The organism is Enterobacter sp. Crenshaw (assembly GCF_024734705.1).
In the GTDB taxonomy this organism is placed as follows: Bacteria; Pseudomonadota; Gammaproteobacteria; order Enterobacterales; family Enterobacteriaceae; genus Enterobacter; species Enterobacter asburiae_B.
In genome coordinates, this window is sequence record NZ_CP102932.1 from 1,426,365 (window position 1) to 1,452,761 (window position 26,397).

Sequence of the window (26,397 nt, forward strand, 5' to 3'; positions counted from 1 at the left end):
CTCGGGATAAAAAAGTGAACCCCCGCAGGGCGGGGGCTCAAGTGTAACCTGTCAGGTTGGGGTTAGTCACGTATCCAGCCTTTGCGGATCGGGATAGCGAAAATGGCGCGATAAAGCGAAGACAGCGTGCGGTAAAGCGCTTCGCCAAAGAGGCTCCACAGGATAGCCGCGCTCACGCAGCCAATCAGCCCCACCAGGAAACCGCCCACCATATCCAGCGGCCAGTGAACGCCCAGGTAAACGCGAGACCAGGCAATTGCCAGGGCCGCCACCATCAGGACCGCACCGGACCACAGGCGATGCCAGAACAGGAAAGCCAGCGCGAAGGTAAAGATCACCGTTCCGTGATCGCTCGGGAACGAGTCATCCGGCGCGTGGTGCAGGAAGGTATAGCCGACGCGATCGACAAAAGGACGATCGTGCGGGAAGGCGTGACCCAGAATGTAGCTGACCAGGACGCTTACCCCGAGCGCCATCGCGACTTTAATCACCAGCTGGCGCTGCGCCTTCACCTGGCTGCGGGGACCCCACAGCCAGAGAATCGCAGCCAGTGCAGGCACGATACTGATCAGATCTTTTGCCAGAAAGGTGGCAAAATCGATCGACCACTCAGGCGAGGCTGGCGTGGCGTTGATCAGATAAAACAGCTGATAATTCAGATTCTCTAACATAGCGTTATCACTCTTTAGCAAACCGGATGGAAATAAGTCCGTAGACCACCACCTGGGAAAACCAGACCCACCACCCGGCCCACAGGTTGTGAGAGAAAAAATGCGCCCCGCGCATGACCTGGCCGTAGCCCATCGCCAGACCTAACACCACGCCCAGCGCGACGAAGCACCAGGCGAGACGCGGACGCTCGCGCCAGAAGGCAAAAAACAGCCCCATCACCATAAAGCCGCTGGAGGCATGACCGCCGGGAAAACAGCGCCCCGGACCGCTGTCAGCAGGGACGGCGCTGAACAGGGGATAAGACATAGCCTTTCCGCCATATTCCACCAGATCCCACGGGCAGCTGTGATGGCTCACGCTTTTCAGCGCGCCTACCACCAGCGCGCCAACGCCCATCAGTAGCGCCGCCGTCACCAGCCTTGCGTTGCGCTTGTAGGCGCCGTAAAACAGCGCCACGGCACCTAAGCCGATGGCGATGTACTTCGCCAGGCGGTGGTTCAGCAAATCCAGCAGGTGGTCCTTCTGCAGCGGAAAGCTCTGCGTTGCCGCGTCATACCAAAAGCCGGTGATCCATCTGTCGAGCGCTTCACTGCGCGATAGCCACGTAAACACCACGGCAAGGGCAATCAGTACGAAAAGCTGATAACCATAAAAGCGGGTCGGCAAGCGGTAAAGTCGTTTTGTCTTATTTGTCTGTAAGTTAGACAATTCTGAACGGCTGGAGGTGAGTGCCATAATTTGGGATCGTTGACGAGTAATCGCGCTATCATAAAAGTGTCAACTTAAGGAAACCTTAAACGAAGACGATATGTGCTTTATTTCTGTTTATCCTCAATAAATCACTATCTCGGGCTGCGGCATTTCATTAAACTCGTCGCGATTTTGTCATTATAAAGAGATTGCATGTTAAACCGTTCTTCTTCTGGTTCACGTCTGGGTCGTCAGGCGTTGCTTTTCCCTCTGTGTCTGGTGCTCTACGAATTCTCTACCTATATCGGCAACGATATGATCCAGCCCGGTATGCTGGCCGTTGTGGCGCAGTACAACGCGGGTATTGAGTGGGTGCCGACCTCCATGACCGCCTATCTGGCCGGCGGCATGTTTTTACAGTGGCTGTTAGGCCCGCTGTCGGATCGTATTGGCCGTCGTCCGGTAATGCTGACGGGCGTGGTGTGGTTTATCGTCACCTGTCTCGCCACGCTGCTGGCGCAAAACATTGAACAATTTACCCTGCTGCGTTTCCTGCAGGGGGTGAGCCTGTGCTTTATCGGCGCCGTGGGGTATGCCGCCATTCAGGAGTCGTTTGAAGAGGCGGTGTGTATCAAAATTACCGCGCTGATGGCGAACGTGGCGCTGATCGCCCCCTTACTCGGGCCGCTGGTGGGTGCCGCGTGGGTGCACGTTGCGCCGTGGGAAGGGATGTTTGTGCTCTTTGCGCTTCTCGCCGCCTTCGCGTTCTTTGGCCTGCACCGGGCGATGCCGGAAACGGCCACCCGCATCGGCGAGAAACTCTCGCTGAAAGAGCTGGGTCGGGATTATAAAGAAGTGCTGAAGAACGGCCGCTTTGTGGCGGGCGCGCTGGCGACCGGGTTCGTTAGCCTGCCGCTGCTGGCGTGGATCGCGCAGTCGCCGGTCATTATCATCAGCGGTGAAAAGCTCAGCAGCTACGAGTATGGCCTGCTGCAGGTGCCGATCTTTGGCGCGCTGATTATCGGGAACCTGGTGCTGGCACGCCTGACGTCACGCCGCACCGTGCGTTCACTGATTATCATGGGCGGCTGGCCGATTGCGGCAGGGCTGATTCTGGCTGCAGTGGCGACCGTCGCGTCATCCCACGCCTACCTGTGGATGACGGCGGGGCTCAGCCTCTATGCCTTCGGAATTGGCGTGGCCAACGCCGGGCTGGTGCGCCTGACGCTGTTTGCCAGCGAGATGAGTAAAGGCACGGTGTCAGCGGCGATGGGAATGCTGCAGATGTTGATTTTTACCGTCGGTATTGAAGTGAGCAAGCATGCCTACGCGATGGGCGGCAACGGGCTGTTCAGCCTGTTTAACCTCGCCAACGGCGCGCTGTGGGTTGGCCTGATGGTGGTGTTCCTGAAAGATAAACGCGTCGGGAACGCCCTGCAACCATAATCTTTTTTCCCTCTCCCCTTTGGGGAGAGGGCCAGGGTGAGGGGCGAGGGCACCAGACCGCACGGTATCAATTAAACGGTGCCTCCCCGTTCAACACCTTCTCAATCACGTTTAAAACGCCTTCATCGTTATTGTGCGGCGCTTCAAAACGCGCCGCCTCTTTGATGTGCGGTCTGGCATTCGCCATCGCAAAGCTGAACCCGGACTGGCGCAGCATCTCCACGTCGTTGCCGCTGTCGCCGAAGGCCACCACTTCGCTATCGTCTATGCCCCAGCGCTTTTGCAGTATCCGCAGGCCGTTAGCTTTGTGCACGCCGGGGATAATCAGGTCGATACTGCCGTGACCGGTGGTGACGGGCACCATGATGTCGCTCAGCTTTTCATGCAGCAGCGCCTGAATACGGGGAATTTCATCGTCAGACACGTTAAGCCCGAACTTGAAGAAAATATCGTTCAGGTTATCGAAATCGCTGACCATTTCGAGGCGGTGGTAATACTTCGCCGCGATATCCTTAAAGCCCTCGTCATAGCATTTCAGCGTGTACGCGCTGCTTTTCCCGCAGGCGATAATCTCAATGCCCGGAACCTCGTTTAACACGTTCGCGACGGTCTCGAAATGGGCTTTCGGCAGTTCGCCGTTAAAGACGTCTTCACCTTCGCTCACGACCCAGCCGCCGTTTTCGGCGACGAACGCGATCTCATGCGCTATCTCCGGGAAAAAGGAGATCAGCTGGTAATACTGGTTGCCGCTGGCGACCACGAAGCGAATGCCTTGCGCCTTCATGCGGGCGTACTGCGCCAGAAAGCGCGGCCGATTATAGGTCTTGGCATCGCTCAGAAAAGTACCATCCATGTCGACGGCGATCAGTTTAACGCTCATATCCCTTCTCCAGTGTCGTTTGATTCGTTTCCGGCTTTGCCACCGCGCGCGCCACCAGCGCCGCGATGATGACCAACCCTAACACCACCAGCATGGCGCTGCGCAGCCCGTAGTGCTCGCCGAGGAAGCCGAGCAGCGGCGGCCCGACCAGGAAGGCGAGATAGCCCGTGGTCGCCACCACGCTGACGCGCGTCGGGGCATCCGGGCCGGTGTCGCTGGCGGCGGAAATGGTCAGCGGGAAGCCAAGTGATGCCCCCAGTCCCCAGAGGATCACGGAAACCCCCGCAATCCAGTCCACATCCACAAAGATGATCATCGCGATACCCAGGCCGCCCAGCAGGGCGCTGGCGCGCACCACCGCCACGCGGCTGTAGCGGTCGATAAACCAGCCGCCTGTGAAGCGCCCGACGGTCATCCCCAGCGTAAACCCGGCGTAAATCAGCGAGCCGGAGGTCGGGCTAAAGCCGTGACCGTCCACCATCAGCAGCGGCAGCCAGTCGTTGGCGGAACCTTCCGCGAACGCCATCGCCAGCACCACCACGCCGATCAGCATCAGCTGGAAGTCGCGGTAGAAGGGCAGCCCTTTTTCGGCCGAGTGCTGTTCGTCAGCGGAATTCTTACCGGTGCCGTCCGGGATGGCCCGGATGCCGGTCAGGATCGGAATGATGCACACCAGCGCTGCCAGCAGGATATGCAGATTCGCACTCACGCCGGTGGCCGTCAGCGCCATCCCCACGCCCGCACCGGCCAGCGTGCCGAGGCTGTAAAAACCGTGCATCATCGGCAGCACGGTTTTATTCATCTCACGTTCGACCGCCGCCCCTTCCACGTTGATGGCAACTTCCGCCGAACCGAAGCTGCCGCCAAATACCGTCAGGCCCAGGGCGAACAGCACCGGCGAGGCACACCACAGCGCCACGCTTAATATGCCCATCCCGAACACGGCAAAGCACATGGTGGTGCGGATCACCGCTCGCGTACCAAAGCGCTTTACCAGCCACGCGGAGCAGAGGATGCCGCTCATGGAGCCTATCGACAGGCCGAACAGCACGATGCCCATCTCGGCGGTAGAAACGGACAAAATATCGCGAATGGCGGGGGTGCGCGTGGCCCAGGAGGCCATCAGCAGGCCGGGAATAAAGAAGAACATAAACAGCGCCCACAGGCGTCGCTGCAGGGCTTTACGGGGAGAAGTCAGCGTCATTGGGGTAGCACCAGAAGTACAACAATAGCGACAACACTAGCAAGTTTGTGTACATTTGTACACAAACCACGTGAGGAATATATGAGCAGACCACCGAACGATCCGCATCGCCGGGAGAAGATCCTGCAGGCAACGCTCGATACTATCGCCGAGCACGGTATTCACGCCGTCACGCACCGTAAAATCGCCACCTGCGCGGGCGTGCCGCTGGGGTCGATGACCTACTATTTCGACGGCATGGAGCCGCTGCTGGAGGAGGCCTTCACGTGGTTTACCCGGCAGATGTCGCAGCAGTACCGGGATTTCTTTGCGGGCGTCACCGGGCCGGAAATGGCGTGCGAATCCATCACCACCCTGATACACAGCTCGCAGGTGACCACGCCGCACAACATGGCGCTGATGTATCAGCTCTACGCCTTTATGCACCGCAGCGCGGCGCTGAAAACGGTGATGCAGGACTGGATGAAGATGAGCCAGACCACGCTGGAGCAGTGGTTCGACCCGGTTACCACCCGCGCCCTGGACGCGTTTATCGAAGGGATGACGCTGCACTATGTCACCGACCGGGCGCCGTTAACCCGGGAGGAGATCCGGGCGATGGTGGGGAGAATTGCGGGCGAGGGCGGCCGCTAGGTTGCGCCCGCGGTCATATTGACGGTGGTTCCCGTCATAGCGCCTGCCGCATCTGAGGCCAGAAACGTAATCGTGTCTGCCACCTGTGCCAGCGTCGGCAGGCGACGCGTCAGGGTGCTTTGCGCGGCACCGCTGAGAAACTGCTCAACCGTAATCCCCATCGTCTGCGCCCTGGCGGCGAAAATGGCTCCCACATACGAACCCGCCTGCACCGCGTCTGCTATCGCGTGCGAACGCACGCACAGCACGCGAATATTTTGTGTCCCCAGCTCCGCCGCCAGCGCCCGGGTCAAGGCTTCCGTTCCCGCGCAGCCGACGATATGCCCGAGGTGGCCCGCGATCGTCATGTTCGCGGCAGGCGCGACGACGGTAATAATGACTCCACCATGCTCGCCGCCCATGCGGGGCGACACGGCTTTCGCAATGTTAAAGTAGGCAGCCAGGAAGGGATCAAAACCCTGCCTGAACTCATCGAGCGTTAACGCCTCAAGGCGTTTGCCCTGATCGTGCATAAAGCCCGTGGCGTTGACGACGATATCAATGCGGGCAAGGTCGGGGAGCAGCGAGGACTCCTCGAGCGCATCGAAAACAAACGTGCTGGCAGAACCGCCCGCGGCGCGAATGCTGCTGGCGACCTGCTCCAGCCTGGCGTGGTCGCGTGCGGCGAGGTACACATCCGCCCCTTCACGCGCCAGAGCGTGCGCCACTGAACTGCCGATGGCGCCGCTTCCGCCGAAGATAACGGCGGTTTTGTTCTTAAAGCCCATAGCTGCATACCCTCACCAGGATTAACCCTCAGAAGTATGTGCCGGGTTTCGGCTGATGCAACCTGGCAGATGGGTGGGGTATGCGGCTGGAAGGCCTTACTGCGCCATTATCAACGGGTTACTTTGGCGAGATTTTTTTGCCGCTGGCGTCCACGACGGCTTCACCATCTTCTTTCGTAAACGCCCCTTTCTGCACATCCGGCAGGATGTCGAGGACGACTTCAGACGGTCGGCACAGGCGGGTGCCCAGCGGCGTCACCACGATCGGACGGTTAATCAGGATCGGGTGCTGCAGCATAAAATCAATAAGCTGGTCGTCGGTGAACTTATCGTCGGCAAGGCCGAGCTGTTCATAGGGCTCCACGTTTTTACGCAGCAGATCCCGCACTGAAATGCCCATCTCGGCAATCAGGGTGGTCAGCTTATCGCGCGACGGCGGGGTTTCCAGATAAAGGATAATCTCTGGCTCCGTGCCGCTGTTGCGGATCATCTCCAGCGTGTTGCGCGAGGTTCCGCAGGCCGGGTTGTGATAAATGGTGATGTGGCTCATATCAGTGGCTCATTACAGTGTGAAGGAGAGACGTAGCGCCAGCGCGGCGAGCGTCACAAACAGGACGGGCAGCGTCATAACGATGCCCGTCCGGAAATAGTAGCCCCAGGTGATCGTCATGTTTTTCTGCGCCAGCACGTGGAGCCAGAGCAGGGTGGCGAGGCTGCCGATAGGCGTGATTTTCGGCCCCAGATCGCAGCCAATCACGTTGGCGTAAATCATCGCTTCCTTGATTAGTCCTGTCGCTGTACTGCCCTCGATGGAGAGCGCGCCAATCAGCACGGTGGGCATATTGTTCATTATGGATGACAGAAACGCGGTGATGAACCCGGTTCCCAGCGTGGTGGCCCACAGCCCGTGTCCGGCCAGGCTATCCAGTACGCCTGTGAGAGAGTCCGTCAGCCCGGCATTGCGCAGGCCATACACCACCAGATACATCCCCAGCGAAAAGATAACGATCTGCCACGGCGCGCCGCGCAGCACTTTTCCGGTGTTTATCGCATGTCCGCGTTTTGCGACAGCGAATAAAATCAGCGCGCCGACGGTCGCGATGGCGCTGACCGGAATGCCGAGAGGTTCAAGCACAAAGAAACCGACGAGAAGCAGCAGCAGGACGATCCAGCCCGTTCTGAACGTCGGGAGGTCGTGAATGGCCCGCGCGGGCTCGCGGAGTTTTGCCAGGTCATATTCCGGGGGGATTTCCTTGCGGAAGAACAGATGCAGCATCACCAGCGTTGCGGCAATCGCGGCGATATCTACCGGGATCATCACCGAGGCGTATTCGCTGAACCTCAGCTTAAAGAAGTCTGCCGACACGATGTTGACCAGGTTAGACACAATCAGCGGCAGGCTGGCGGTATCGGCGATAAAGCCTGCCGCCATCACAAACGCCAGCGTGGCCTGCTTGCTGAACCCCAGCGCCAGAAGCATGGCGATCACGATAGGGGTCAGGATCAGCGCCGCACCGTCATTGGCAAACAGCGCCGCCACGGCTGCGCCCAGCAGCACGATATACGTAAACAGCAATCGCCCGCGACCGTTCCCCCAGCGGGCAACGTGCAGCGCCGCCCACTCGAAAAAGCCGGACTCATCCAGCAGCAGGCTGATGATGATGACGGCAATGAACGTTGCCGTGGCGTTCCAGACGAAATTCCACACGACCGGAATATCGTTAATGTGAATCACGCCGCTGGCCAGCGCCAGTACGGCGCCGATAGTCGCGCTCCAGCCGATACTGAGCCCTTTGGGCTGCCAGATGACCAGTACCAGCGTAAACAGAAAAATAGCCCCTGCCAGAAACATCTTCTACTCCGTTATATCTGTTTTTGTGAATGTGTTTTGCCTAGCACGAGCCTGAGAGTCGGTTTTTAAGCTTCATGCGCGTCTCGTCCCGCAGGCAGTTCCAGCTGTTGTCGATAACGGTTGCCGCCCATGCAGGCATGTTGGGAGACAAACGGTAATAGACCCACTTCCCCTCGCGACGGTCGATAACCAGCCCGGACTCGCGCAGCAACGCCATGTGGCGGGAGACCTTAGGCTGAGACTCGGTGGTTGCGGAGCAGAGATCGCATACGCATAGCTCGCCCGCTTCGCGGAGCAGCATGACGATGGCGAGCCGCGTTTCGTCGGAGAGGGTTTTAAAGAGCTGGAGTGGGTGGAGCATGGGCGTTCCTGCAGGTGGAATGATTTATATATGTTTAATCATATATGTTTTGATTGCAGGATAGAAGCGGAGATGAGAGGTACGGAAATTTCAGGCAACAAAAAACCCATCAACCTTGAACCAAAACGGCGGGGTTGATGGGCTCCACAAATTGGGGACATCAAAGAAAAGCAGTGGCAATAGTTATGACTGCCCCCTGATAAAAAAGTTCTGCGCGTGACGAAAATAATTTTCCCCGCGCGCAAACTTAGGAGTTATCCGAGTCCGGGCCAGATGATGATGATCAGCGTACCCGCCAGGGTCAGCAGCACGTTAGCGATAGCGTACGTGCCCGCATACCCCAGCGCCGGGATGTTGCTGCGCGCGGTGTCGCTGATGATTTCCATGGCCGGCGCACAGGTACGTGCGCCCATCATCGCCCCGAACAGCAGGGCGCGGTTCATGCGCAGCACGTAGGCGCCGAACAGGAAGCAGATCACCACCGGCACCAGGCTGACGATAAGTCCGGAAACCAGCATCTGCCAGCCAACGGCGCCCAGGCTGTGGCCGATGCCGCTTCCCGCGCTTAAGCCGACGCCCGCCATAAACACCATCAGACCGAACTCTTTCACCATGTTCAGCGCGCCCTGCGGAATGTAGCCGAAGGTTGGGTGGTTGGCTCGCAGGAAGCCCAGCATGATCCCGGCGAACAGCAGCCCGGCGGCGTTACCGATGCCAAAACTGAAGTTGCTGAACTGGAAGGTGATCATCCCGATCATCAGGCCAACGATAAAGAAGGCGCAGAAGGCCAGCAGGTCGGTGACCTGGCTGTGAATGGAGATAAAGCCGATGCGGTCGGCAACGGTTTTCACGCGTCGCGCGTCGCCGCTGACCTGCAAAACATCGCCTTTGTTGAGCACGACGTTATCGTCGATCGGCATCTCAATCTGGCTGCGGATCACGCGGTTGAGGAAGCAGCCGTGGTCGGTCAGCTTCAGCTGCGCCAGACGGCGGCCCACGGCGTTATGGTTTTTCACCACGATCTCTTCGGTGACGATACGCATGTCGAGCAGATCGCGATCGAACACCTCTTTGCCGTTACGGAAGCTCGGGTCGAGACGGGCGTGGGCGTCCGGGTAACCCACCAGCGCGATGTCGTCGCCCATCTGCAGCACCGCGTCGCCGTCCGGGTTCGCCAGAATGCCGTTGCGGCGGATACGTTCGATATAGCAGCCCGTCTGGCGATAAATCCCCAGCTCGCGCAGGTTTTTGCCGTCAGCCCATGCCACCAGCTCTGGCCCGACGCGATAGGCGCGGATCACCGGGAGATAGACTTTACGTTTGGAATCGGTATCGAGACCGCGCTCGCGCGCGATTTGCTGGGCGCTGGTCTGCAGATCCTGATGCTGAAGTTTTGGCAGGTAGCGCGCGCCGACGATCAGGCTCACCAGACCAATCAGATAGGTCAGGGCATAGCCCAGGCTCAGGTGGTCGAGGGCGGTAGAGAGCTGCGCGCCGGCCATACCGGAATGGCGCAGGGTATCACCGGCACCCACGAGCACGGGGGTGGAGGTCATGGAGCCTGCCAGCATACCGGCCGTTAACCCGATATCCCAGCCAAACAGTTTACCCAGTCCTAACGCGATCAGCAGCGCGCTGCCGACCATCACCAGCGCCAGCATCAGATAATTTTTGCCGTCGCGGAAGAAAATTGAAAAAAAGTTCGGTCCCGCTTCCACGCCAACACAAAAAATAAACAGCATAAAGCCTAAGTTGAGCGCGTCCGTGTTAATGCTGAAGTGCTGCTGGCCTAATAATAAGGAGACGACTAAAACGCCAATGGAATTACCAAGTTGAACTGAACCCAGGCGCAATTTACCCAGGCAGAGGCCCAGCGCCAGTACCACAAATAATAACAGGATGTAATTCCCATTTAACAAGTCTGCGACGTTTATATTCACGGAGGCTAACTTCTTGTTTACCAGTAAGTTGTTGAATGAAAGGACTATTTGGGCTACTGTTTTCTGAGCCAGGGAACGCGTTCAACCCTCCCTGTTACGTAATTTATTCCCTAAAACATTAGCTGGCCGATAGTTTAATCGTATTAGCTACTGACAGCTACCTATTATCGCATCACCCTGTGCGTACTTTGGCAAGGATTGCCGCATTGCTTTATCTGACTGGGCGTCTACCCGACGAAGGTGTATTTGATAGAGATAAGTCAGGAGGATAGTTTGAACATTAAACGAAACTGGGCGGGGGTGATCAGCTGCTTTTTGCTGTTTACCGTCGTGTGCATGTCGCTCGCTTTTAATGTGAAGGGGGCATTCAGGGCTGCCGGACACCCGGAGCTGGGGCTGCTCTTTTTTACCCTGCCGGGAGCGGCAGCCAGTTTTCTTTCCCGTAAAGGGGAGGTGGTCAAGCCGCTTATTGGCGCAATGCTGGCGGCACCGCTGTGTCTGCTGCTGATGCGCATGCTGTATGTGTCAACGCGAAGTTTCTGGCAGGAGATGGCGTGGTTGCTGAGCGGCGTCTTCTGGTGCGCCCTCGGCGCGCTGTGCTATTTGTTTGTGTGCAGCCTGATTAAGCATCGACGGCACCACAAATAAAAACGCCCTCCGGGTGAGGGCGTCTTCGCATTACTGGGCGGCAAACAGGCCCAGATGCTCTTTGGCGTAAGCTTCAAAGTCAGTGCAACCACCGATGTGTTTCTGATCGAGGAAGATCTGCGGTACGGTTTCAACCGGCTTACCGACGGTTTTTTCGAGATCCGCTTTGGTGATGCCTTCCGCGTGGATATCCACGTAGCGGAAGTTGAAGTCATCGCGCTCTTCGGTCAGTTTCTCAGCCAGCTCTTTCGCGCGCACACAGTAAGGGCACCCTGGACGACCAAAAATTACTGCAAACATTTCTCTCTCCTCAAAAAACAAGCCTGACGGCGAATAGGACATATAGTGCCCGATAACCTGTCGCCATTAAAGAAGGTTTCGCCTGTCGCTTTGATACAGTAAGGCTATGTTTCGCCAATTACACCGCGCAAATCATTGCCTATACTGGCTGCCATAAGGTTTAAGCAAGACAAAGAGAGACAAGATGACGCCAACCATAGACCTGCTCACATCCCACCGTTCCATTCGCCACTTCACCGACGAGCCGATTACCGAGGCGCAGCGCGAAGCGATTATTAACAGCGCCAGGGCGACCTCCAGCTCCAGCTTCCTGCAGTGCAGCTCGATTATCCGCATTACCGACCCGGCCATGCGTGAACAGCTGGTCGCGCTGACCGGCGGACAGAAGCATGTGGCCCAGGCCGCGGAGTTCTGGGTGTTCTGCGCCGACTTTAACCGCCACCTGCAGATCTGCCCTGAGGCCGAGCTGGGGCTGGCCGAACAGCTGCTGCTGGGCGTGGTGGATACCGCGCTGATGGCGCAAAACGCCTTTACGGCGGCGGAGTCGCTGGGATTAGGCGGTGTCTACATCGGTGGCCTGCGTAATAACATCGAAAGCGTGACCGAGCTGCTGAAGCTGCCAAAACACGTCCTGCCGCTGTTCGGCCTGTGCCTCGGCTGGCCGGCGGATAACCCGGATCTGAAGCCGCGCATTCCTGCCGCCATGCTGGTGCACGAAAACCACTACCAGCCGGTCGATCAGGACGTCCTGAATCAATATGATGAAGAGCTGGCGAACTACTACCTGACGCGCGGCAGCAATAACCGTCGGGATACCTGGACTGACCATATTCGTCGCACCATCATTAAAGAAAACCGCCCGTTTATTCTTGATTACCTGCACAAACAGGGCTGGGCGACGCGATAGTCCATTCCGCCTGCGCCTGCCTGCGTATATGATATGCAGGCTTTTTCCATGTCTTCAGAGAGGTGCAGGGTGAAAATTGCCATATTGTCCCGGGATGGAACGCTCTATTCATGTAAGCGCCTGCGAGACGCGGCGGCGAAACGCGGGCATCAGGTTGAGATCCTCGACCCGATGTCCTGCTATATGAACATTGACCCGGCCGCCTCATCGATTCACTACAAAGGCCGCAAGCTGCCGCACTTTGATGCCGTGATCCCGCGCATCGGCTCCCAGATCACCTATTACGGCACCGCCGCGCTGCGCCAGTTCGAGATGTTGGGCAGCTATCCGCTTAACGAATCCGTCGCCATTTCGCGCGCCCGCGACAAGCTGCGCTCGCTGCAGCTCCTCGCCCGTCAGGGGATCGATCTCCCCGTCACGGGGATTGCCCATTCACCTGACGACACCAGCGATCTCATCGACATGGTGGGCGGCGCGCCTTTGGTCATCAAGCTGGTGGAAGGCACGCAGGGCATTGGCGTGGTGCTGGCGGAAACGCGTCAGGCGGCGGAGAGCGTGATTGACGCCTTTAGGGGCCTCAATGCCCACATCCTGGTGCAGGAGTACATCGAAGAGGCGAAAGGGCGCGATATTCGCTGCTTCGTGGTCGGCAATGAGGTGGTGGCAGCTATTGAGCGCCAGGCGAAAGAGGGCGATTTCCGCTCTAACCTTCACCGCGGCGGCGTGGCGCGGGTAGCTGATATTAGCGATCGCGAACGGGAAATTGCCGTCAAAGCGGCGCAAACCCTGGGGCTGGACGTGGCGGGCGTAGACCTTCTGCGGGCGACGCGCGGGCCGCTGGTCATGGAGGTGAACGCCTCGCCGGGGCTGGAAGGCGTAGAAAAAACCACAGGTGTCGATATTGCGGGTAAAATGATCGCATGGATCGAGCGTCATGCCACGCCAGGCTACTGTCTGAAAACGGGCGGTTAAATGGTATTGAACGCACTTTTTGCGTAATCTATACCCTAAATAATTCGAGTTGCAGGAAGGCGGCAAGGGAGTGAATCCCCTGGAGCTTACATTAGTAAGTGACTGGGGTGAACGAGCGCAGCCAACGCACATGCAACTTGAAGTATGACGGGTATATGCGAAGTTTTTAATTAAGAGGCTGCACAGCGATGGATTTACAGGTCGTACCTACACTGGATACGTTACGTCAATGGCTTGATGATGCCGGAATTACGTTCTTCGAATGCGATTCCTGCCAGGCGCTGCATCTGCCTCATATGCAGAATTTCGACGGCATTTTCGATGCCAAAATCGATCTCATTAACGACGTGATCCTTTTCTCCGCGCTGGCCGAAGTGAAGCCCTCCGCGCTGCTGGCGCTGGCCTCCGACCTGTCGGCGATCAACGCCAGTTCTTTGACGGTGAAAGCATTTCTCGACATACAGGATGATAATCTGCCAAAACTGGTCGTTTGCCAGTCTTTATTCTCCGGTGCCGGGCTGTCTTTCAAGCAGTTCTCCTGGTTTATGCGCTTGAGCGAAGAGCAAATTTCCATGGTCATGATGGAAGCCAATGCACACCATCTGCTGTATAGCGCGGAAGATGATGCAGAGAATAATGATGCATCTCCCAATTTTCTTCACTGAACCTGTCTGACTTTTGCGCAGTCGCTGCCATAGCGGCTGCAGAAGGCCATTTTTTCTGCTGCTTTTAACCTTTCTTTAAAGAATTTTTCACCTCCCTGAAGGCCGTTTCGGCTTATCACGTAGACATAACCTGCATAAAAAATTGATAAAAGGCGTTTTTTCGTCTGGGCTATAGCCGGAGACACGGGCTACAGTTATTCTTGCGATGCTTAAAAAAGCGAGCGGAAGCTGCCGGGTAAAGAGGTTTCTTTTTATTTTGGGCAGAGCGACAAACTATGCATGATTATTGCATATCTTCAGATTGCACAGTTTTAGTTCGTTTGTTAACGAGCTTTCAGAAGGAATAAAGATATGATCGCCTTGAATAAAAAATGGTTATCGGGTCTGGTTGCGGGTGCTCTGATGGCCGTCTCTGCCGGCACGCTCGCTGCGGAACAAAAAACGCTGCACGTTTACAACTGGTCTGACTATATTGCGCCGGACACGGTGGCGAATTTTGAAAAAGAGACCGGCATTAAAGTGGTCTACGACGTTTTCGATTCCAACGAAGTGCTGGAAGGAAAACTGATGGCGGGCAGCACCGGGTTTGATCTCGTGGTGCCTTCTGCAAGCTTCCTCGAGCGCCAGCTGACGGCAGGCGTCTTCCAGCCTCTGGACAAGAGCAAGTTACCGAACTGGAAAAACCTCGATCCGGAAGTGCTTAAGCTGGTGGCGAAGCATGACCCGGACAACAAATACGCGATGCCTTACCTGTGGGCGACCACCGGTATTGGCTACAACGTGGATAAAGTCAAAGCAGTGCTGGGCCCGGACGTCAAGCTGGACAGCTGGGACGTGGTGCTGAAGCCGGAAAACCTTGAGAAGCTGAAAAGCTGCGGCGTCTCCTTCCTCGATGCGCCGGAAGAGATTTTCGCCACCGTGCTGAACTACCTGGGCAAAGACCCGAACAGCAGTAAAGCCGATGATTACACCGGCCCGGCGACCGAACTGCTGCTGAAGCTGCGTCCAAATATTCGTTACTTCCACTCGTCTCAGTACATTAACGACCTGGCGAACGGCGACATCTGCGTCGCGATCGGCTGGGCAGGGGACGTGTGGCAGGCGGCTAACCGCGCGAAAGAGGCGAAAAACGGCGTGAACGTCTCTTACTTCATTCCGAAAGAGGGGGCGCTGGCCTTCTTCGACGTCTTCGCGATGCCGGCTGATGCGAAGAACAAAGACGAAGCCTATCAGTTCCTCAACTACCTGATGCGTCCTGAGGTGATCGCCCACATCAGCGACCACGTTTACTACGCGAACGGTAACAAGGCCTCCGTGCCGCTGGTAAGCGAAGAAATCCGTAACAACCCGGCTATCTATCCGCCAGCGGATGTGTTCGCCAAGCTCTTCACCCTGAAAGTGCAGGATCCAAAAATTGACCGCGTGCGTACCCGCGCGTGGACCAAGGTGAAAAGCGGTAAATAACGGCGTTGGGTATTGTTGCCCGGTGGCGCTGTCGCCTACCGGGCCTGTACAACCCGTAGGCCGGGCAAGCGTTAGCGCCGCCCGGCGATGCGCACCCTGACGGTGCGTTTGCACCAGTACTGATCTATGCCGGAGAACACCCCGTGAATGACGCGATCCCCCGCCCGCAGGCGAAAGTCCGTAAAGCGCTGACCCCGCTTCTTGAAATTCGTAACCTCACCAAATCTTTCGATGGCCAGCATGCCGTGGACGACGTCAGCCTGACTATCTATAAAGGCGAAATTTTTGCCCTCCTGGGAGCTTCTGGCTGCGGAAAATCGACCCTGCTGCGTATGCTGGCCGGGTTTGAACAGCCCACCGCCGGGCAAATCATGCTCGATGGTGTGGATCTCTCCAGCGTGCCACCGTATCAGCGCCCGATTAACATGATGTTCCAGTCTTACGCGCTGTTCCCGCACATGACGGTGGAGCAGAACATCGCCTTTGGCCTGAAGCAGGACAAGCTGCCGAAGGCCGAAATTACCGCGCGCGTGGCCGAGATGCTGAGCCTGGTGCACATGCAGGAGTTCGCGAAGCGTAAGCCGCACCAGCTCTCCGGCGGCCAGCGCCAGCGCGTGGCTCTGGCCCGCAGTCTGGCAAAACGCCCGAAATTATTGTTGCTCGATGAGCCGATGGGCGCGCTGGATAAAAAGCTGCGCGACCGTATGCAGCTCGAAGTGGTGGATATCCTCGAGCGCGTGGGGGTGACCTGCGTGATGGTGACCCACGACCAGGAAGAAGCGATGACCATGGCCGGACGCATCGCGATCATGAACCGCGGGAAGTTCGTGCAGATTGGCGAGCCGGAAGAGATTTATGAACATCCGACTACCCGCTACAGCGCGGAGTTCATCGGCTCGGTCAACGTCTTCGAAGGGCTGCTGAAAGATCGTCAGGAAGATGGCCTGGTCATCGAATCGCCGGGGCTGCAGCATCCGCTTAAGGTCGATCCGGATAACTCCGTGGTGGACAACGTGCCGGTCTACGTCGCGCTGCGTCCGGAGAAGATCATGCTCTGTGAGGATCCGCCTGCCGATGGCTATAACTTTGCCGTGGGCGAAGTGGTGCACATTGCCTATCTGGGCGATCTGTCTATCTACCACGTGCGGCTGAAAAGCGGGCAGATGCTCAGCGCGCAGCTACAGAACGAACATCGCTACCGCAAGGGGCAGCCAACATGGGGTGACGAAGTGCGCCTGTGCTGGGATGCTGACAGTTGCGTCGTGCTGACGGTATAAGGAGCGGCAAATGAGTGCACTTGAACCTCCAGCTCGCGCAGAAAAGCCGGGCGGTTTTGCCCAGTGGCTGACGCGCTTGCAGATGAACCACGGCCGCAAGCTGGTGATTGCCATGCCGTACGTGTGGCTGATCCTGCTGTTCCTGCTGCCGTTCCTGATTGTTTTCAAGATAAGCCTGGCGGAAATGGCGCGGGCGATCCCGCCCTATACCAACCTGCTGGACTGGGCCGACGGGCAGCTGACGCTGACGCTTAACCTCGGCAACTTCCTGCAGCTCACCGACGATCCGCTCTATTTCGAAGCCTATCTGCAGTCGCTGCAGGTGGCGGCGATCTCGACGCTCTGCTGTCTGGTGATGGGCTACCCGCTGGCGTGGGCGGTGGCGCACAGCAAGCCGTCGACGCGTAACATCCTGCTGCTGCTGGTGATCCTGCCGTCGTGGACCTCGTTCCTGATCCGCGTTTATGCCTGGATGGGGATCCTGAAAAACAACGGCGTGCTGAATAACTTCCTGATGTGGCTCGGGGTTATCGATCAGCCGCTGACGATCCTGCACACCAACCTCGCGGTCTATATCGGTATTGTGTACGCCTATCTGCCGTTTATGGTTCTGCCGATCTACACGGCCCTGACGCGTATTGATTACTCGCTGGTGGAAGCGTCGCTCGATCTTGGCGCCCGTCCGTTAAAAACCTTCTTCAGCGTGATTGTCCCGCTGACCAAAGGCGGCATTATCGCCGGGTCAATGCTGGTCTTTATCCCGGCGGTAGGGGAGTTTGTGATCCCTGAACTGCTCGGCGGCCCGGACAGCATCATGATTGGCCGCGTGCTGTGGCAGGAGTTCTTCAATAACCGCGACTGGCCGGTGGCCTCGGCGGTAGCGATTGTTATGCTCCTGCTGCTGATCGTGCCGATCATGTGGTTCCACAAGCATCAGCAGAAACAGATGGGAGACCACGGATGAACAACTTACCGGTAGTGCGCTCCCCGTGGCGAATTGCGATTCTCGTTATCGGCTTTACCTTCCTGTATGCGCCGATGCTGATGCTGGTGATCTACTCGTTCAACAGCTCTAAGCTGGTAACGGTCTGGGCGGGCTGGTCGACGCGCTGGTACAGCGAGCTGTTTCACGACGATGCGATGATGAGCGCGGTGGGGCTGAGCCTGACCATTGCAGCCCTTGCGGCGACAATGGCGTCGGTGCTGGGCACGATCGCCGCGCTGGTGATGGTGCGCTTCGGGCGTTTTCGCGGCTCAAACGGGTTCGCCTTTATGATCACCGCGCCGCTGGTCATGCCGGACGTGATCACCGGTCTCGCGCTGCTGCTGCTGTTCGTGGCCCTGGCGCACGCCATCGGCTGGCCGGCGGATCGCGGCATGCTCACCATCTGGCTGGCGCACGTCACCTTCTGTACGGCCTACGTGGCGGTTGTGATCTCCTCGCGCATGCGCGAGCTGGATCGCTCCATTGAAGAGGCGGCGATGGATCTTGGCGCGACGCCGCTGAAGGTCTTTTTCATCATTACCCTGCCGATGATTATGCCGGCGGTGATCTCCGGCTGGCTGCTGGCGTTTACGCTGTCGCTGGACGATCTGGTTATCGCCAGCTTTGTCTCCGGACCGGGCGCGACGACGCTGCCGATGCTGGTCTTCTCCAGCGTGCGCATGGGAGTCAACCCGGAGATCAACGCCCTGGCTTCCATCATCCTCGGCGTGGTCGGAATTGTCGGATTTATCGCCTGGTATTTGATGGCGCGCGCGGAAAAACAGCGCGTGCGCGATATCCAGCGTGCAAGACGCGGCTGAAGGATTTAAAATTTCCAGTGAAGTGCCGCGCATGACGCGGCACTGTTTTTCAGGGAAGTAAAACATTGGGATTATTAAAAAAATCACGTACTACGCACGCGCGTCCTAACGTACCTGCTCTGGTTCAGGTGGCGGCGCTCGCCATTATTATGATCCGCTGCCTGGACGTGCTGATGATTCTGAACACCCTGGGCGTGCGCGGCATCGGTGAATTCATTCACCGCAGCGTGCAGACGTGGAATCTGACGCTGGTCTTTTTGAGCAGCCTGGTGCTGGTGTTTATCGAGATCTACTGCGCGTTTTCGCTGGTCAAAGGGCGCAACTGGGCGCGCTGGGTCTATCTGCTGACGCAAATTACCGCCGCCAGCTATCTGTGGGCCGCCTCGCTGGGATACGGCTACCCGGAGCTGTTCAGCATTGCCGGGGAATCCAAACGCGAGATCCTGCGCGCGCTGTTTATGCAAAAACTGCCGGATATGCTGGTGCTCTGTCTACTCTTCGTTCCGGCCTCAAGCCGGCGGTTCTTCCGCCTGCAATAATGTGTATAATCGCAGCCCTCGTGATTCTTAAGGTTTTCATATGCAGTGCGCACTCTATGACGCCGGACGCTGCCGCTCCTGTCAGTGGATAGAACAGCCGGTCTCTCAACAACTCACCGCCAAAATGGCCGACCTGCAACAGCTGCTTGCAGCACACGCGGTGGGCGAGTGGTGCGCACCCGTCAGCGGCCCGGAGCAGGGCTTTCGTAATAAAGCCAAAATGGTGGTCAGCGGCAGCGTTGAAAAACCGCTGCTGGGAATGCTGCACCGCGACGGCACGCCGGAAGACCTGACCGGCTGCCCGCTGTATCCCGCCTCCTTTGAGCCCGTCTTTGCCGCGCTGAAACCATTTATCGCGCGTGCAGGATTAACGCCTTACAGCGTCGCCCGCAGGCGCGGCGAGCTGAAATACCTTCTGCTGACGGAAAGCCAACTCGACGGCGGCATGATGCTGCGCTTTGTGTTGCGCTCCGAAACCAAGCTGGAGCAGCTGCGCGCGGCGCTGCCGTGGCTGCAGGAACAGCTGCCGCAGCTGAAGGTCATTACGGCAAACGTTCAGCCGGTGCATATGGCGATCATGGAAGGGGAGAAAGAGATTTTCTTCACCGACCAGCACGCGCTGGCCGAAAGCTTCAACGGCGTGCCGCTGTGGATCCGCCCGCAAAGCTTCTTCCAGACCAACCCGACCGTGGCAAGCAGCCTGTACGCCACCGCCCGCGACTGGGTACGTGCGTTAAACGTCCATCATATGTGGGATCTCTTCTGCGGCGTGGGCGGCTTTGGCCTGCACTGCGCCACGCCAGAGATGCAGCTCACCGGAATAGAGATCTCTGCCGAAGCGATTGCCTGCGCGAAGCAGTCCGCCGCCGGGCTGGGGTTAACGAATCTGCACTTCCAGGCGCTCGACTCCACGCAGTTTGCGACCGGCCAGGGCAACGTGCCGGAGCTGGTGCTGGTCAACCCGCCGCGCCGCGGCATCGGCAAGGCGCTGTGCGACTACCTGAGCCAGATGGCACCCGAGTACATCGTCTATTCCAGCTGTAACGCCCAGACCATGGCGAAAGACATCGCCAGCCTGCCGGGCTACCGCATTGAACGCGTTCAGCTTTTCGATATGTTCCCGCATACCGCGCATTACGAAGTGCTGACGTTGCTCGTGAAATCTTAAACAAAATGTGAACTCTTCCCCCGCTCGAAATCAGGTAAGCTTACGTCATAAGAGATGAATAAAGGCTTACCCATGAAGCAGATCCTGCTGGTGGAAGACGACCACGATATCGCGGCGCTTCTGCGACTCAATTTAGAAGACGAAGGCTACGCCATTACCCACGAGCCCGACGGGGGCAAGGCCTTACAGCGTCTTGAAAAACAGCCGTGGGATGCGGTGATCCTCGACCTGATGCTGCCCAGCGTTGACGGTCTGGAGATTTGCCGCCGCATCCGTCAGATGACGCGCTACCTGCCAGTGATCATCATCAGCGCCCGCAGCAGCGAAACCGACCGCATTACCGGGCTGGAAACCGGCGCCGATGATTATCTGGCGAAGCCATTCTCGGTGCAGGAACTCATTGCGCGCATCAAAGCGCTGTTCCGCCGCCAGCAGGCGATGGGGCAGGCGCAAACCGACGGTCAAATTCAGGCCCACGGTCTGACCATCGATCCGCTGGCGCGCAGCGTGCTGCTTCACGGCCAGGTGGTGGATCTCACCCCGCGCGAATTTGAGCTGCTGTACTTCTTTGCCCGTCATCCTGGCGAGGTCTTTTCGCGTCTGGCGCTGCTGGAGCAGGTCTGGGGCTATCAGCACGAAGGCTATGAGCACACTGTTAACACCCATATCAACCGCCTGCGCATCAAGATTGAGAAGGACGCCGCCGAGCCGGAGATTATTCGCACCGTCTGGGGCAAGGGCTATAAATTTGCGGAGCCAAATCATGATGCGCCGCTTTAGCCTGGGCCAGCGACTGACGCTGCTGTTTATCCTGCTGATGATGCTCTGCGCCACCGTCGCCTGTGCGGTACAACTCTACACCAGTACGCAGTACGGCAACGCGATGGTGCAGCGGCTGTCGGGCGGGCTGGCACAGCAGATAGTCCTGCGTGAACCGATTCTGGACGCGCAGGGCAGGGTCGACCGAACGGCGCTCAAGCCGCTGTTCGATCGGCTGATGACCTTTAATCCGAGCGTTGAGCTGTACGTTGTCTCCCCGGACGGCGATATCCTGGCCGATGCCGCACCGCCGGGCCACATTCAGCGGCAAAAAATCGATCTGGCCCCGGTTCAGACCTTCCTGAGCGGTACCGCCATACCGGTTCTGGGCGACGATCCTCGCAGTCAAAATAAAAAGGTCTTTAGCGCCACGCCGCTGCGGCAGGACGGCGAGCTAAAAGGCTATCTGTACATTATTTTGCAGGGCGAAGAGTCAAACGCCCTGGCTGAAATGGCCTGGCATAAGGCGCTGTGGAGCACGGTACTGTGGTCATTGCTGTGGGTCGCGCTGTTTGGCCTGCTGGCAGGTTTACTGGTCTGGTACTGGGTCACGCGCCCGGTAAAACAGCTGACGGTGGAGGTCGCCGGGCTGGAGCAGGACAGCATCAGCGCTATCAGACAGCTGGCGGCGCAGCCGTTGGACGCGGCGGCCAGGGATGAAGTGGCGATCCTGCGCAACAGCTTTATCGAGCTGGCACGCAAAATCACCCGCCAGTGGGACCAGCTGGCCGACAGCGATCGCCAGCGCCGGGAGTTTATCGCCAACATTTCGCACGATCTCCGTACGCCGCTGACCTCGCTGCTGGGCTATCTGGAAACCCTGTCGCTAAAATCCGCCACGCTGACGCCGCAGGAGCACCAGCAGTATCTCGCCACCGCGCTGCGTCAGGGGCAAAAAGTCCGTCATCTATCGCAGCAGCTGTTCGAGCTGGCGCGCCTTGAGCACGGCGGCATTAAGCCGCAGCGCGAGCGTTTCGCGATGGGGGAGTTGATTTCCGACGTGGCGCAGAAGTTTGAGCTCACCGCCCGCACGCGCGAAGTGAATCTGCATATTGACGTGCCGGGACCGCTGCCGCTGATTAACGCCGACGTGTCGATGATCGAACGCGTGGTGACCAACCTGCTCGATAACGCGATGCGCCATACGCCATCTGGCGGGGAAATTCGTCTGGCGGTCTGGCAGGAGAATGAACGGCTTCAGGTCGAAGTGGCTGACAGCGGAACGGGCGTGGATGCCTCGCTGCGCGACGATCTGTTCCAGCGGCCATCGGCGTTGAACACCCAGGCATCGCGGGAGAATCGCGGCGGACTGGGGCTGTTAATCGTGAAACGTATGCTGGAGCTGCACGGCGGTGGGATCAGGCTGATGGAGTCGGTGAGCGGGGCGCGGTTCAGGTTCTTTGTGCCGTTGTGAGAGAGTGCCGGGTGGCGGCTTCGCCTTACCCGGCCTACAGACTACCACCCCCGTAGGCCGGGCCACCCGGCAAAAAAAATCTTACTGCGGGAACCACTGCTCGCTGATTTTCTGGTACGTACCGTCAGCTTTAATCGCTTTCAGCGCGCCGTTCAGTTTTTCCAGCAGGGCCTTGTTATCCGGACGTACCGCGATGCCCAGACCCGTGCCGAAGTACTGCGGATCGGTCACTTTCTCGGTTGCGGTGCCCAGCTGCGGATTGGTTTTCAGCCATTCGTTCACCACGGCGGTATCGCCGAACACGCCGTCGATACGGCCATTTTTCAGGTCGATAATCGCGTTCTGGTAGCTGTCATAAGCCACGGTTTTCACTTCAGGATGTTTGTCCTGGAGGTATTTCTGGTGCGTGGTGCCGTTTTCCATCCCGATGCGTTTGCCTTTCAGCTGATCGAAAGAGGTATAGGCGCCTTTCTTCGCAATCACGACCGCCGAGTTGGCGTAGTACGGGTCGGTAAACGCAACCTGCTTGCTGCGCTCAGGCGTGATGTCCATCCCGGAGATCACCGCGTCGTATTTTTTGAATTTCAGCGACGGGATCAGGCTGTCGAAGGCATGGTTGGTAAAGGTGCAGTCGGCCTGCATTTGTTTGCACAGCGCTTTCGCCAGGTCAATGTCGAAGCCCACGATCTGGTTGCTGGCATCCAGCGATTCAAACGGCGGATAGGTGGCGGACACGCCAAAATTGATTTTATCAGCTGCGGATGCGCCAGCGGCGAAGGTGGCGAGTAATGCGGCCAGAACTAACTTTTTCATTGTAATGCTCCCGTCTGTCTTATTTATGCGCCGTGTCTGCGGCATGGATGTACAATGCCATTTAATGAATTTGTATGCAATATATATGAGTAAATATTTATACTTGGATAAAAAAAAGCGGATAACCAAAAAGTTATCCGCATTGATTAATCACATTTATGCACTTCTTGCCGGGCGGCGCTGCGCTTGCCCGGCCTACGATCTGCGCTCAAACGCCAGCGCTTTACGCTCGATCAGGCGCATCATCAGCGTCAACAGGCCGTTAACCACCAGGTAAACCACGCCTGCCGCACCGAACACCATCACGTCATAGGTGCGCCCGTACAGCAGCTGTCCGTGACCCATCACCTCCATCAGGGTGATGGTGTAAGCCAGAGAGGTACTTTTGAACACCAGCACCACTTCGTTGGAGTAAGAGGAGAGCGCGCGCTTAAAGGCGTACGGCAGCAGGATCGCCAGCGTGTCCTTCTTGCTCATGCCCAGCGCTCCGCAGGACTGCCATTGTCCTTCCGGAATGGCGCGGATCGCGCCGTAGAACAGCTGGGTGGTATAGGCCGCACTGTTCAGCGAAAGGGCAATCAGGGCACACAGCCACGGTTCAGAAAGCAGATGCCAGATAACCGGATACTCCTGCAGCGACGGGAACTGGCCCGGGCCGTAGTAAATCAGGAAGATCTGCACCAGCAGCGGCGTACCGGTAAACAGGGTGATGTAGCCGCGCACAATCCACACCAGCACCGGCGTTTTCAGCGTCAGGATGATGGTGAAGATAAGGGCCAGGATCAGCGCCACGATAATGGACGCCACGGTCAGCGTCAGGCTGGTGTGCAGCCCTTTCATCAGCTCGGGGAAATATTCAAGCATCAGCCTGGTCTCCGTTCAAAGCGCGTCGCACGCAGGTCAATACGCTTGAGGATGTACTGACTGAGCAACGTGATCACCAGGTAGATAGCCGCCGCCACAATGTACCAGGTAAAAGGCTCCTGGGTGCGGGTGGCGATGCTTTTGGTTTGCAGCATCAAATCGTTAACGCTGATCAGGCTCACCAGCGCGGTATCTTTCAGCAGCACCAGCCACTGGTTGCCGAGGCCCGGCAGGGCATGGCGCCACATCTGCGGCATGACCAGACGGAAGAAGATCGCTGATTTCGACAGGCCTAACGCCTGACCCGACTCCCATTGACCCTGCGGCACGGCTTTCAGCGCACCGCGCAGGGTTTGCGACGCGTACGCGGAGTAGAGCAGGGAGAGGGCAATCACGCCGCACAGGAACGGGCTGACGTCGAAGTTTTCAATCTGCATCTGCACCGGGATCTGCGCAAAGCCAAGATTGATCGTGAAGCCGTCCGACAGCGTCAGCAGCAGCTGTGAGGAGCCGAAATAGATAAACAGGACCACCAGAATTTCCGGAAGCCCACGCAGCACGGTGACCAGCGCGGAGCCTGTCCAGGCGACGGGGAACCATTTCGCGGATTCCCACACCGCAAAGAACATCGCCAGCACGAGGCCGATAATCAGTGCGCAAACGGCAAGGCCGACGGTCATCCCGGCGGCGCTTGCTAAAGGAAAAATTTCATTCATCAGGAATTACTTCTGGAACCATTTTTTGTAGATGGTTTCGTAGGTGCCGTCTTTCTTCACTTTTTCCAGCGCAGCGTTGAATTTCTGCTGCAGCTCAGTGTTGCCCTGACGAACGGCAATCCCCAGACCGGTACCGAAGTAATCCTTATCGGTCACTTTGTCGCCCACTGGCGCCAGTTTATCGTTGGCTTTCAGCCACTCGGTCACGACCGCGGTATCACCAAATACGCCGTCGATACGGCCATTTTGCAGATCCAGCTTCGCGTTCTGGTAGCTGTCATACGGAACGGTGGTGATTTCCGGATGTTTATCCATGATGAATTTCTGGTGCGTGGTGCCGTTCTGCACGCCAACTTTTTTGCCTTTCAGCTGATCGACAGAGGTGAATTTACCTTTCTGACCAATGAACAGGGCGGAGTTGTCGTAGTAAGGGGTGGTGAACAGCACCTGCTTTTCACGTTCCGGGGTGATGTCCATACCGGCCATCACGGCGTCGATACGGCGGAACTTCAGGCTTGGGATCAGGCTGTCGAACGCCTGGTTGCTGAAGGTACAGGTCGCGTCGATCTCTTTACACAGGGCGTTAGCCAGGTCCACGTCGAAGCCAACAATTTTGTTGTTCGCATCAATGGACTCAAACGGAGGGTAAGAGGCTTCCGTGGCGAAACGAATGGTCTGAGCTGCGGTAGCGGAAAGGGTAACGCCAGCAAGCAGCACGGCAAGTAATACTTTTTTCATTATATTTCCCCTGACACAATCAATGAGATAAATAGTTTTTGAAGGCATCGGTTTGCGGGTTCGCGAAGCAGCTCGCATCACCTTGCTCAACGATATACCCGTTTTCCATGTAGACCACACGGCTGGCGGTTTTACGCGCCACTTCCACTTCGTGGGTGACGATAACCTGAGTAATATTGGTTTCCGCCAGCTCGCGAATGATGCTGACGATCTGGGCGGTGATTTCCGGGTCCAGCGCCGCGGTCGGTTCATCAAACAGCAGTACCGCAGGCTCCATCATCAGCGCGCGGGCAATGGCTACGCGCTGCTGCTGACCACCGGAAAGGTGCAGCGGAAAGCGGTCGCTGTAAGGCTTAAGACGCAGACGATCCAGCAGCTTTTCAGCGCGCGCGATCGCCTGATCCTTGCTTAACCCCAGCACGCGGCACGGCGCTTCAATCAGGTTTTGCAGGACGGTCAGATGCGGCCAGAGATTGTATTGCTGGAAGACCATGCCGACGTTTTGACGCAGTTCGCGAATCGCTTTATCAGACGGCGTTTTCGCGAAGTCAAAATGGTTACCGGCAATTGCCAGCGTACCTGAACGGGGCATTTCAAGCAGATTAAGGACGCGCAGAAGGGAGCTTTTGCCTGCACCGCTTGGGCCAAGCAAAACCAGCGTTTCGCCTTCCGGGCAGTTCAGCGTGATGTCAAACAGCGCCTGGTGTGCGCCGTAGAAGCAGTTAATGCCGTTTAGTTTAATACTCATCGGGGCAGTCTTTACTCATCCAGGCAATCTATAGCAATTGAGGCCGCAGATAGTACCGTTGACAGAATAGTTATGCAATATTTATGCGTTAAAA

General features: G+C 57.6%; 29 protein-coding genes. 14 read left to right on the plus strand and 15 right to left on the minus strand.

The window, feature by feature from the left end:
• Positions 1 to 62: 62 nt before the first annotated feature.
• Both ybjG and NWV12_RS06695 read right to left on the minus strand, forming a co-directional pair.
• A complete protein-coding gene (gene ybjG / locus NWV12_RS06690) occupies positions 63 to 671 on the minus strand; it encodes an undecaprenyl-diphosphate phosphatase (RefSeq protein ID WP_039261467.1) in 609 nt (202 codons plus the stop codon).
• A gap of 7 nt (positions 672 to 678) precedes the next feature.
• Entirely contained in the window at positions 679 to 1,407 is a 729-nt protein-coding gene (locus tag NWV12_RS06695; RefSeq protein WP_033145032.1) for a phosphatase PAP2 family protein, read from the minus strand.
• A gap of 168 nt (positions 1,408 to 1,575) precedes the next feature.
• Here NWV12_RS06695 and NWV12_RS06700 point away from each other — a divergent pair, with 168 nt between their 5' ends.
• Positions 1,576 to 2,808 (plus strand): MFS transporter, encoded by a 1,233-nt coding sequence (locus tag NWV12_RS06700; RefSeq protein ID WP_032661345.1) that lies wholly within the window; start codon positions 1,576 to 1,578, stop codon positions 2,806 to 2,808.
• A gap of 67 nt (positions 2,809 to 2,875) precedes the next feature.
• Here NWV12_RS06700 and NWV12_RS06705 read toward each other — a convergent pair whose 3' ends face one another.
• Positions 2,876 to 3,688, minus strand: coding sequence for a Cof-type HAD-IIB family hydrolase (locus NWV12_RS06705; RefSeq protein ID WP_048979671.1), 813 nt, complete (start codon positions 3,686 to 3,688; stop codon positions 2,876 to 2,878).
• A complete protein-coding gene (locus NWV12_RS06710; protein WP_048979676.1) occupies positions 3,678 to 4,892 on the minus strand; it encodes an MFS transporter in 1,215 nt (404 codons plus the stop codon). The genes NWV12_RS06705 and NWV12_RS06710 overlap by 11 nt, the downstream gene beginning before the upstream one ends.
• Before the next feature lie 81 nt (positions 4,893 to 4,973).
• Between NWV12_RS06710 and NWV12_RS06715 the strand changes: the two genes are divergently transcribed.
• Positions 4,974 to 5,525, plus strand: coding sequence for a TetR/AcrR family transcriptional regulator (locus NWV12_RS06715; RefSeq protein WP_033145035.1), 552 nt, complete (start codon positions 4,974 to 4,976; stop codon positions 5,523 to 5,525).
• Here the strand turns inward: NWV12_RS06715 and NWV12_RS06720 are convergent.
• The 5 genes from NWV12_RS06720 to NWV12_RS06740 all read right to left on the minus strand — a co-directional run bounded on the left by NWV12_RS06720 (position 5,522) and on the right by NWV12_RS06740 (position 10,445).
• Complete coding sequence (locus NWV12_RS06720; protein ID WP_048979677.1) at positions 5,522 to 6,292, minus strand: SDR family NAD(P)-dependent oxidoreductase; 771 nt, start codon at positions 6,290 to 6,292, stop codon at positions 5,522 to 5,524. The genes NWV12_RS06715 and NWV12_RS06720 overlap by 4 nt on opposite strands.
• A gap of 118 nt (positions 6,293 to 6,410) precedes the next feature.
• Positions 6,411 to 6,842: a glutaredoxin-dependent arsenate reductase gene (gene arsC / locus NWV12_RS06725; protein WP_047061470.1), complete on the minus strand. Its 432-nt coding sequence runs from the start codon at positions 6,840 to 6,842 to the stop codon at positions 6,411 to 6,413.
• Between the two features lie 12 nt (positions 6,843 to 6,854).
• A complete protein-coding gene (locus NWV12_RS06730; RefSeq protein WP_048979679.1) occupies positions 6,855 to 8,144 on the minus strand; it encodes an arsenic transporter in 1,290 nt (429 codons plus the stop codon).
• Between the two features lie 40 nt (positions 8,145 to 8,184).
• The gene (locus NWV12_RS06735; RefSeq protein WP_033145039.1) at positions 8,185 to 8,505 is read right to left on the minus strand and encodes a metalloregulator ArsR/SmtB family transcription factor; all 321 of its coding nucleotides are present in this window, start codon (positions 8,503 to 8,505) and stop codon (positions 8,185 to 8,187) included.
• A gap of 254 nt (positions 8,506 to 8,759) precedes the next feature.
• Positions 8,760 to 10,445 (minus strand): aspartate:alanine antiporter, encoded by a 1,686-nt coding sequence (locus NWV12_RS06740; RefSeq protein WP_014169303.1) that lies wholly within the window; start codon positions 10,443 to 10,445, stop codon positions 8,760 to 8,762.
• Between the two features lie 273 nt (positions 10,446 to 10,718).
• Between NWV12_RS06740 and NWV12_RS06745 the strand changes: the two genes are divergently transcribed.
• Entirely contained in the window at positions 10,719 to 11,093 is a 375-nt protein-coding gene (locus NWV12_RS06745) for an inner membrane protein YbjM (protein WP_033145040.1), read from the plus strand.
• A 30-nt stretch (positions 11,094 to 11,123) separates the two neighbouring features.
• Here the strand turns inward: NWV12_RS06745 and NWV12_RS06750 are convergent, their stop codons facing one another.
• Positions 11,124 to 11,393 carry a GrxA family glutaredoxin gene (locus NWV12_RS06750; protein ID WP_006809455.1) on the minus strand — a complete coding sequence of 90 codons (270 nt, stop codon included), beginning with the start codon at positions 11,391 to 11,393 and terminating at the stop codon, positions 11,124 to 11,126.
• 184 nt (positions 11,394 to 11,577) lie between these two features.
• Between NWV12_RS06750 and nfsA the strand changes: the two genes are divergently transcribed.
• The 11 genes from nfsA to NWV12_RS06805 all read left to right on the plus strand — a co-directional run bounded on the left by nfsA (position 11,578) and on the right by NWV12_RS06805 (position 22,424).
• Positions 11,578 to 12,300 carry a nitroreductase NfsA gene (gene nfsA, locus NWV12_RS06755; RefSeq protein WP_033145041.1) on the plus strand — a complete coding sequence of 241 codons (723 nt, stop codon included), beginning with the start codon at positions 11,578 to 11,580 and terminating at the stop codon, positions 12,298 to 12,300.
• Positions 12,301 to 12,369: 69 nt separating this feature from the next.
• Positions 12,370 to 13,272 (plus strand): 30S ribosomal protein S6--L-glutamate ligase, encoded by a 903-nt coding sequence (gene rimK, locus NWV12_RS06760; RefSeq protein ID WP_033145042.1) that lies wholly within the window; start codon positions 12,370 to 12,372, stop codon positions 13,270 to 13,272.
• Between the two features lie 188 nt (positions 13,273 to 13,460).
• The gene (locus NWV12_RS06765; RefSeq protein ID WP_014169308.1) at positions 13,461 to 13,937 is read left to right on the plus strand and encodes a YbjN domain-containing protein; all 477 of its coding nucleotides are present in this window, start codon (positions 13,461 to 13,463) and stop codon (positions 13,935 to 13,937) included.
• Positions 13,938 to 14,288: 351 nt separating this feature from the next.
• Positions 14,289 to 15,401 (plus strand): spermidine/putrescine ABC transporter substrate-binding protein PotF, encoded by a 1,113-nt coding sequence (gene potF / locus NWV12_RS06770; protein WP_048979680.1) that lies wholly within the window; start codon positions 14,289 to 14,291, stop codon positions 15,399 to 15,401.
• A gap of 143 nt (positions 15,402 to 15,544) precedes the next feature.
• The gene (gene potG, locus NWV12_RS06775; protein WP_024907855.1) at positions 15,545 to 16,678 is read left to right on the plus strand and encodes a putrescine ABC transporter ATP-binding subunit PotG; all 1,134 of its coding nucleotides are present in this window, start codon (positions 15,545 to 15,547) and stop codon (positions 16,676 to 16,678) included.
• Between the two features lie 10 nt (positions 16,679 to 16,688).
• Positions 16,689 to 17,642, plus strand: a complete 954-nt coding sequence (gene potH / locus NWV12_RS06780; protein WP_033145043.1) for a putrescine ABC transporter permease PotH — start codon at positions 16,689 to 16,691, stop codon at positions 17,640 to 17,642.
• The gene (gene potI, locus NWV12_RS06785) at positions 17,639 to 18,484 is read left to right on the plus strand and encodes a putrescine ABC transporter permease PotI (RefSeq protein WP_029739447.1); all 846 of its coding nucleotides are present in this window, start codon (positions 17,639 to 17,641) and stop codon (positions 18,482 to 18,484) included. The genes potH and potI overlap by 4 nt, the downstream gene beginning before the upstream one ends.
• Before the next feature lie 65 nt (positions 18,485 to 18,549).
• Entirely contained in the window at positions 18,550 to 19,023 is a 474-nt protein-coding gene (locus NWV12_RS06790) for a YbjO family protein (RefSeq protein WP_023310935.1), read from the plus strand.
• Positions 19,024 to 19,063: 40 nt separating this feature from the next.
• The gene (gene rlmC, locus NWV12_RS06795) at positions 19,064 to 20,191 is read left to right on the plus strand and encodes a 23S rRNA (uracil(747)-C(5))-methyltransferase RlmC (protein WP_048979682.1); all 1,128 of its coding nucleotides are present in this window, start codon (positions 19,064 to 19,066) and stop codon (positions 20,189 to 20,191) included.
• A 72-nt stretch (positions 20,192 to 20,263) separates the two neighbouring features.
• A complete protein-coding gene (locus tag NWV12_RS06800) occupies positions 20,264 to 20,971 on the plus strand; it encodes a response regulator transcription factor (RefSeq protein ID WP_048979684.1) in 708 nt (235 codons plus the stop codon).
• Positions 20,955 to 22,424, plus strand: coding sequence for an ATP-binding protein (locus tag NWV12_RS06805; protein ID WP_039261494.1), 1,470 nt, complete (start codon positions 20,955 to 20,957; stop codon positions 22,422 to 22,424). Before NWV12_RS06800 ends, NWV12_RS06805 begins: the two co-directional genes overlap by 17 nt.
• A gap of 81 nt (positions 22,425 to 22,505) precedes the next feature.
• On the opposite strand, the gene artJ is transcribed toward NWV12_RS06805, so the two are convergent.
• The 5 genes from artJ to artP form a co-directional block, all read right to left on the minus strand.
• Positions 22,506 to 23,237 carry an arginine ABC transporter substrate-binding protein ArtJ gene (gene artJ / locus NWV12_RS06810; RefSeq protein ID WP_021240923.1) on the minus strand — a complete coding sequence of 244 codons (732 nt, stop codon included), beginning with the start codon at positions 23,235 to 23,237 and terminating at the stop codon, positions 22,506 to 22,508.
• A 195-nt stretch (positions 23,238 to 23,432) separates the two neighbouring features.
• Positions 23,433 to 24,101, minus strand: a complete 669-nt coding sequence (gene artM, locus NWV12_RS06815; RefSeq protein WP_033145048.1) for an arginine ABC transporter permease ArtM — start codon at positions 24,099 to 24,101, stop codon at positions 23,433 to 23,435.
• On the minus strand, positions 24,101 to 24,817 hold the full coding sequence (gene artQ / locus NWV12_RS06820) for an arginine ABC transporter permease ArtQ (protein WP_023310941.1): 717 nt from the start codon (positions 24,815 to 24,817) through the stop codon (positions 24,101 to 24,103). The genes artM and artQ overlap by 1 nt, the downstream gene beginning before the upstream one ends.
• A gap of 6 nt (positions 24,818 to 24,823) precedes the next feature.
• On the minus strand, positions 24,824 to 25,555 hold the full coding sequence (artI, locus tag NWV12_RS06825; RefSeq protein ID WP_008500032.1) for an arginine ABC transporter substrate-binding protein ArtI: 732 nt from the start codon (positions 25,553 to 25,555) through the stop codon (positions 24,824 to 24,826).
• A 19-nt stretch (positions 25,556 to 25,574) separates the two neighbouring features.
• On the minus strand, positions 25,575 to 26,303 hold the full coding sequence (gene artP / locus NWV12_RS06830) for an arginine ABC transporter ATP-binding protein ArtP (RefSeq protein ID WP_047061479.1): 729 nt from the start codon (positions 26,301 to 26,303) through the stop codon (positions 25,575 to 25,577).
• Between the last annotated feature and the right edge of the window lie 94 nt (positions 26,304 to 26,397).

Excerpts from the sequence above, each read along its gene's own strand:
- ybjG (WP_039261467.1), bottom strand. The coding sequence starts at position 671 with ATGTTAGAGAATCTGAATTATCAGCTGTTTTATCTGATCAACGCCACG.
- NWV12_RS06695 (WP_033145032.1), bottom strand. The coding sequence starts at position 1,407 with ATGGCACTCACCTCCAGCCGTTCAGAATTGTCTAACTTACAGACAAAT.
- NWV12_RS06700 (WP_032661345.1), top strand. The coding sequence starts at position 1,576 with ATGTTAAACCGTTCTTCTTCTGGTTCACGTCTGGGTCGTCAGGCGTTG.
- NWV12_RS06705 (WP_048979671.1), bottom strand. The coding sequence starts at position 3,688 with ATGAGCGTTAAACTGATCGCCGTCGACATGGATGGTACTTTTCTGAGC.
- NWV12_RS06710 (WP_048979676.1), bottom strand. The coding sequence starts at position 4,892 with ATGACGCTGACTTCTCCCCGTAAAGCCCTGCAGCGACGCCTGTGGGCG.
- NWV12_RS06715 (WP_033145035.1), top strand. The coding sequence starts at position 4,974 with ATGAGCAGACCACCGAACGATCCGCATCGCCGGGAGAAGATCCTGCAG.
- NWV12_RS06720 (WP_048979677.1), bottom strand. The coding sequence starts at position 6,292 with ATGGGCTTTAAGAACAAAACCGCCGTTATCTTCGGCGGAAGCGGCGCC.
- arsC (WP_047061470.1), bottom strand. The coding sequence starts at position 6,842 with ATGAGCCACATCACCATTTATCACAACCCGGCCTGCGGAACCTCGCGC.
- NWV12_RS06730 (WP_048979679.1), bottom strand. The coding sequence starts at position 8,144 with ATGTTTCTGGCAGGGGCTATTTTTCTGTTTACGCTGGTACTGGTCATC.
- NWV12_RS06735 (WP_033145039.1), bottom strand. The coding sequence starts at position 8,505 with ATGCTCCACCCACTCCAGCTCTTTAAAACCCTCTCCGACGAAACGCGG.
- NWV12_RS06750 (WP_006809455.1), bottom strand. The coding sequence starts at position 11,393 with ATGTTTGCAGTAATTTTTGGTCGTCCAGGGTGCCCTTACTGTGTGCGC.
- nfsA (WP_033145041.1), top strand. The coding sequence starts at position 11,578 with ATGACGCCAACCATAGACCTGCTCACATCCCACCGTTCCATTCGCCAC.
- NWV12_RS06765 (WP_014169308.1), top strand. The coding sequence starts at position 13,461 with ATGGATTTACAGGTCGTACCTACACTGGATACGTTACGTCAATGGCTT.
- potF (WP_048979680.1), top strand. The coding sequence starts at position 14,289 with ATGATCGCCTTGAATAAAAAATGGTTATCGGGTCTGGTTGCGGGTGCT.
- potH (WP_033145043.1), top strand. The coding sequence starts at position 16,689 with ATGAGTGCACTTGAACCTCCAGCTCGCGCAGAAAAGCCGGGCGGTTTT.
- potI (WP_029739447.1), top strand. The coding sequence starts at position 17,639 with ATGAACAACTTACCGGTAGTGCGCTCCCCGTGGCGAATTGCGATTCTC.
- rlmC (WP_048979682.1), top strand. The coding sequence starts at position 19,064 with ATGCAGTGCGCACTCTATGACGCCGGACGCTGCCGCTCCTGTCAGTGG.
- NWV12_RS06800 (WP_048979684.1), top strand. The coding sequence starts at position 20,264 with ATGAAGCAGATCCTGCTGGTGGAAGACGACCACGATATCGCGGCGCTT.
- NWV12_RS06805 (WP_039261494.1), top strand. The coding sequence starts at position 20,955 with ATGATGCGCCGCTTTAGCCTGGGCCAGCGACTGACGCTGCTGTTTATC.
- artJ (WP_021240923.1), bottom strand. The coding sequence starts at position 23,237 with ATGAAAAAGTTAGTTCTGGCCGCATTACTCGCCACCTTCGCCGCTGGC.
- artM (WP_033145048.1), bottom strand. The coding sequence starts at position 24,101 with ATGCTTGAATATTTCCCCGAGCTGATGAAAGGGCTGCACACCAGCCTG.
- artQ (WP_023310941.1), bottom strand. The coding sequence starts at position 24,817 with ATGAATGAAATTTTTCCTTTAGCAAGCGCCGCCGGGATGACCGTCGGC.
- artI (WP_008500032.1), bottom strand. The coding sequence starts at position 25,555 with ATGAAAAAAGTATTACTTGCCGTGCTGCTTGCTGGCGTTACCCTTTCC.
- artP (WP_047061479.1), bottom strand. The coding sequence starts at position 26,303 with ATGAGTATTAAACTAAACGGCATTAACTGCTTCTACGGCGCACACCAG.